Raw genomic sequence first — 5,532 nt, 5'->3', positions numbered from 1 at the left:
GCGAGATCCTTTTCCATCCAGTAGCGGTCGTCGAACCGGGCGGCGAGCTCGGCCACGGACTTGCGGATCAGTTCCTGGTCGTCGGACAGCGCAAAACTCATACCCTCGGTCATGCGGGCCTCTCAGCGAACGGGCAGATCGGTTGTCTGCTGCGCGCCGGAGCTGCCGCCGGCGAGCCGCTCGGACAGCGCACCCAGGTCGAAGGCCTGCCGGGCCAGCCAGAACCGCAGAAAGCCGGTGAGCGAAAACCGCAGGAACACAACCGAACCCACAACGGCAACGGCGATTCCGGTGAGCGCGAGGATGATCGCGTCGCGTTGCACCAGTGGGTCGGAGGTGTTGTGCGAGAGGAAATAGGCGATGATCGGCAGCGCGACGCCGGCCACCATGGCGGCAATACCGAGCCGGATCCACAGTTGTGACCGTTTGGCGGCCGGATCGGCGACGGTCAGCGCGTCGAGGTCCCTGGCGAACCGCTGGGCACGGTCGGCCGCCTGGGCGGGTGCGGCTGCCGCGGCGCGCTGGACGTCGGGCTGGGTGTGACTCATGTCGAGCTCCCTAGATAGAGGTTGGCGAGTTCATCGGTGAGGGCGCGGCCGGGTGGTCCGTCGTAGACCACCTTCCCCCGCACCAGGACGGCCGCGCGATCGGCCATGTCCAGTACCGCGGTGGCGAACTGTTCCACCACGAGGACGGCGACGCCCGTCCGGGCGAGTTCGGCCACCTGGCCGTACAACTGCTCGACGATGAGCGGGGCCAGGCCCATCGACAGTTCGTCGAGCAGTAGCACCGCGGGATCGCAGGCCAGGCCGCGGCTCAGGGCGAGCATCTGCTGTTCGCCGCCGGACATCGTGCCGGCGGTCTGCTTGGCGCGCTGGGCCAGGATCGGAAACCGCTGGTAGGCATCGGTTTCGATTTCTTCCCGGGACTTGCCGGTGAAGGTCATCATCCAGAGGTTCTCGCGCACTGTGAGATTGGGGAAGATGCCGCGGCCCTCGGGGATCAGGCAGACCCCCGCACGCGCGGCGTCCCGGGCGCTGATGCCGGTCACGTCCTTGCCCGCGTAGCGCAACCGGCCCGAGGAGGCCGGGTGTACCCCGGAGGCGACCTTCTGTGTGGTGGACTTGCCGGCGCCGTTCGGACCGAGCAGGGCGACGACCTCGCCGGCCCGCACCGACAGGCTGACCCCGTGGACCGCGGTGATGCCGCCGTATCCGGCGCGGACGTCCTGCAATTCCAGGATCGGCGGGTTCTGCGTGCTCATGTGGCCACCCCCAGATACGCCTCGAGCACGGCCGAGTGGTTGCGCACGTGTTCAGGGGTCCCGGAGGTGATGATCGACCCGAGATCGAGCACATGCACCTGATCGCACACGTCCATCACCAGTTCCATGTCGTGTTCGACGAGCAGAACCGCCACACCGCCGGCCACGACACCGCGAAGTACGTCGGCAAAGCGGGCGGTCTCCTCCGGATCCTGACCGGCCGCCGGTTCGTCGAGCAGGATGATGCGTGGCTCGGTGGTGAGCGCACGAGCCACCTCCACCTGCCGCCCGACGCCGGTGGGCAGCGAGTCCGCGATCCGGTCCGCGTACTGCCCCAGCGCGACCCGGTCGAGGATATCGTCGACGATCCGCGCGGCGGCCGCACCCCGGTGCCGCATCTCCGCGGCCACCAGCAGGTTGTCGCGCACGCTGAGCCTGCCGAACAGTTCCAGGCCCTGGAAGGTGCGGGCCATACCGAGCCGGGCTCGTTGGGCCGGGCCGAGCTTGGTGATGTCGTTGCCGTCGAGGGTCACCGAGCCCGACCCCGGTCTGCGCAGTCCGCAGATCACGTCGAACAGCGTGCTCTTGCCCGCCCCGTTGGGGCCGATCAGCCCGGTGATGTGGCCGGCGTCGGCATGCAGGGCGACGTCGCTGACCGCCTTGTGCGCGCCGAAGGTGACATTGACGTTCTCAACTTCGAGCAGCGATGGCACGATCGAGCGCCTCCTCGTCTTCCGGTGCCCAGTCCCTGGCGATTCCCCACCATTCGACCGGCATATCCGAATCAGGTTCGCCCGCTTGAACATCGGACGATTCTTGTTGCACAGCAGCGGGATTCGACCGGCGCAGGCGCCAGTTGGCCACCACCGGCACCAACACGGCGGCGAGTACGAGCAGCAGCACCAACACGTAGCCGTTGACCACATCGGTCAGGCGCAGCACCCAGGCGATCAGGGTCCACACCACCAGCCCACCCATGACGACGTCGTCGTCGAACGCGCTGTTCCAGCGTTTGCGCAGCTCGGCGATACCACCCTCCTGGACGGCCTTGGCGCCGAAGGCCACAGCACCGATCGCGGGCAGTGCCTGCGACATCTCCTTGATCGCCGGCCACAGCGCACCGATCGCATGCAACGGGCCGGACAGGCCGGCGCCGACGAACAGGCCCGCACCCACCGAGCCGAGCCCGGCCAGGACGACGACCAGGAAGATCGGCAGTCCCGAGATGAAGTTGAACTGGTCGGGGGTGGCCGACTGTAGGGACATTCCGTACAGGCCACCGCCGACACCGGCGATGGCCGAACTCAATCCGAAGACGAGCAGTTTGCCGGCCAACAGGTTTCCGCCGAGCGTCGCAAAGGCCGCCTCGCTGTCGCGAAGCGCGATCAATCGCCGGCCCAGGCGTCCGCGCCGCAGCAACGCCACTCCGACCGTCATCAGCGCCAGCACCACCGCACCGAAAACGGTCACCCGCTCCGGCGTGTCGACGGCGAACCCGAACAGCGACGGTCCCGGCACCTCGATCGAGCCCTGATCGAACAACGAGATCCGCAATCCGGCGATCTCGAACGACGGCAGGGTGAAGATCCACCGGTCGAAGATCACGGCGATCGCCGCGGTGCCCAGTGCCAGATACACGCCCGAAAGCCGCAGCGCCGGAATTGCTATCACCGCTCCGACCACCCCGGCCACGATCGCGGCCACGATGATCGCCCACCATTGACCGTCGTCGCCGAAGCGGGCGCACACGATGGCCCCGATCGCGGCGAGAGAGATCTGGCACAGCGAGATCTGCCCTGCGAACCCGGCCAGTGGCACGTACGACAGCGCGATCACACCGACCGCGAAGATCTGCCCGTAGCTCAGGATGTCACTGTCGCTGAGCACCGTCGCCAGGATGACGCCGAACAGCACGATCACCGCGGCCAGGAACCAGGTGCCACGCATCGTCGGCAACGGTACCGGGCTCAGCTGCCGGTCGCGGCCGCGCAGCCGTCCGTGCGGGAACAGCAGCAGCGCCAGCAGCAACAGGATCGCGGGTGCGGCCAGCCGCAGGCCCGGCAGGTAGTCGTTCTGCGGCAGGTAGCCGGCCAGGTAGCTCTCCATGCAGCCGACGACGATCGCACCGAGGAACGTCAGCGGCAGGCTCTTGAGCCGACCGAAAATGGCTGCGGCGTAAGCGCTCACGATCAGCAATGACAACGACGGCGCGTCGAGCGCGACGGCCGGGGCGATGAGGATGCCGCCGACCGCGGCCAGTTCGATGCCCAGGATCCAGGCGATCCGGTTGGCCCGCAACGGATCGGCACCGGTCAGGCCCACCAGCGACCGGTCATCGACGGTGGCCCGCATCTCGGCGCCGGTCCTGGTCTGCAGCAACAGGATCCGCAAGCCCACGGCCACCACGACGGCCACCACCATCGTCAGCGCCTGATGCCAGGTGACGGTGGCGCCGAAGATGTGGAACGGATCCCGATCGGCGAAGAACGGCGTCAGCGAACGCGCTTCGGTGGGATTCCAGATCCACCGCGCCATCGCCATCAGGCCGCTGAGCAACGCGACCGTCATCACGAGCTTCTCCGCCTCGCCGAGCGCCTGCGCGGGCCGCATCGCCAATTCGATGGCCAGCCCGAACAGCGGCGCCCCGATGCCCAGGATCACCAGCAGCGACAGCCATACCGGCCAGCCCCAGCCCACCGACAGCTGCCAGTACATGAACGCCGAGAACATGCCGGCGGCACCGTGGGCGAAGTTGAAGACGCCGGTGGTGGTGTAGGTGACGACGAGCCCGCCGCTGATGACCGCGTAGATCGCGGCGGTGCTCAGCCCGACGACACCATAGGCGAGAAACTGATCCATCTACTTGACGTCACTCATGCTCTTGCCCACATCGGCGAGAGTCAGACCCTTGCCGTAGCGGCTCTTGTCTGCCATCGGCTTGGGATCGATATCGCAGCGGTAGGCGCCCTGGTCCGGCTTGAAGTCGGCCGCTTCCCAGCCCTTCGACGTGACTTTCATGATGTTGAAGCATCCCGAAGGCGCCTCACCCGGCTTCAGATTCTGTGCAGTCTGCAGCCCACCCGCGGTCCATGCACTCTCCTTGGCGATCGTCTCGTACAGGCAGGTCCGGGTCAGCTTGTCACCACAGCTCGTGGCGGCCTTCGCGAATACGAGCCACGACGAGAACGCGCGGACCGCCGGACCGGAGATGTCGGCACCGGGAGCGTACTTCTTGTACAGCGCCTTGAGCTGCGCCATCGCCGGCTCGGTGCTCTCCAGCGGCAGGATGCCGCTGAGGTCGACCAGGTTGTTCTGGTAGTCGGCCGACTTGCCGAGGAGTTCGGGGAAGGACGCGCCGTAGGAGTTGTTGTTGGCGTCGATCCAGTCGAGCTTGTAGTTCATGCCGGTCAGCACGGCCTCCAGCTTGGCCAGCTGCGCGTACTGGCCGTAGAAGATCAGGCCCTTGACGCCCTTGTCCTTGATGCCCTGCGCGTACGGGGTCCAGTCCGCGACGCCGCTGGCCGGGTAGAGATTGTTGTAGACGAACTTGCCGCCCGCGGCCTCGGTGGATTCGAGCTGCATGTCGCCGAGCACCTTGGTCACCGGCGAGTCACCGTTGATGATGCCCACCTTCTGCGCCGAGTCCGGGTACGCCTCGGTGACCAGCCACTTCCGGTACTGGTAGTACGGCATGTATCCGAAGGTCTGCGCCGGCGCGGGCTGGATCTGCAGGTCCGAGGCGAGAGCGGGCACCTGCGAGGTCTGCGCCGGGAAGCTCGGCAGTAGACAGGTCAGCCTTTCCTTGACGCCGAGCCCGTCGAGCGCGGCACCGCCGCCGACAAGGGCGAAGTCCTCCTTGCAGGCCTTGACCATTTCCTGGCGCACACTCATCAGGTTGGTGTCGCGGAGGTTGGCGGTGATCTTACGACCGGCAATACCCCCGTTGTCATTGCACCAGGACGTGAACACCTTTGCCGCGTCACCGAATTCGGCCGTCTTGGTGAAGCCGACATCGGAGAACACACCGATCTTGATCTCGGTGTCGGTCACCCCCTGGGCGGTGGCGCCCTTGGCCGAGCCCTTACCGCAGACCTCTCCGAGGTCACCGAACGAACTCGACACCTCCGACGAGGCGGTCTTGTCACCTCCGGAGGCGGTCTCCTCACTGCCGGAACCGTCGCGGCCGCCGCAGCCCGCGATGAGCAGTGCGCTCGCGGCCACGGCCAGCAGGGCCATCGATCTGGACGGTGTCTTCATGGGAATCTCTC

The 5,532-nt window shown here is 67.0% G+C and carries 5 protein-coding genes; all 5 read right to left on the bottom strand.

All coding sequences use genetic code 11. From position 1 onward, the window contains the following. Window positions 1-122: 122 nt before the first annotated feature. From KDB67_RS21455 to KDB67_RS21435, 5 genes are read right to left on the bottom strand one after another with little or no spacing between them, the layout of a single operon-like run. Window positions 123-548 carry a hypothetical protein gene (locus KDB67_RS21455; RefSeq protein ID WP_291020433.1) on the bottom strand — a complete coding sequence of 142 codons (426 nt, stop codon included), beginning with the start codon at window positions 546-548 and terminating at the stop codon, window positions 123-125. Next, window positions 545-1,264 (bottom strand): ABC transporter ATP-binding protein, encoded by a 720-nt coding sequence (locus KDB67_RS21450; RefSeq protein ID WP_291020430.1) that lies wholly within the window; start codon window positions 1,262-1,264, stop codon window positions 545-547. The genes KDB67_RS21455 and KDB67_RS21450 overlap by 4 nt, the downstream gene beginning before the upstream one ends. After that, window positions 1,261-1,977, bottom strand: coding sequence for an ABC transporter ATP-binding protein (locus KDB67_RS21445; RefSeq protein ID WP_291020428.1), 717 nt, complete (start codon window positions 1,975-1,977; stop codon window positions 1,261-1,263). The genes KDB67_RS21450 and KDB67_RS21445 overlap by 4 nt, the downstream gene beginning before the upstream one ends. Beyond that, a complete protein-coding gene (locus KDB67_RS21440) occupies window positions 1,955-4,123 on the bottom strand; it encodes an ABC transporter permease (RefSeq protein WP_291020426.1) in 2,169 nt (722 codons plus the stop codon). Before KDB67_RS21440 ends, KDB67_RS21445 begins: the two co-directional genes overlap by 23 nt. Then, the gene (locus KDB67_RS21435) at window positions 4,124-5,521 is read right to left on the bottom strand and encodes an ABC transporter substrate-binding protein (RefSeq protein ID WP_291020435.1); all 1,398 of its coding nucleotides are present in this window, start codon (window positions 5,519-5,521) and stop codon (window positions 4,124-4,126) included. It lies immediately after the preceding gene. Window positions 5,522-5,532: the final 11 nt, after the last annotated feature.

The organism is Gordonia sp. (in: high G+C Gram-positive bacteria) (assembly GCF_020438995.1).
Lineage (GTDB): Bacteria > Actinomycetota > Actinomycetes > Mycobacteriales > Mycobacteriaceae > Gordonia.
The sequence above is the reverse complement of the archived record's forward strand: the minus strand, read 5'-3'. Positions and strand labels throughout refer to the sequence as shown.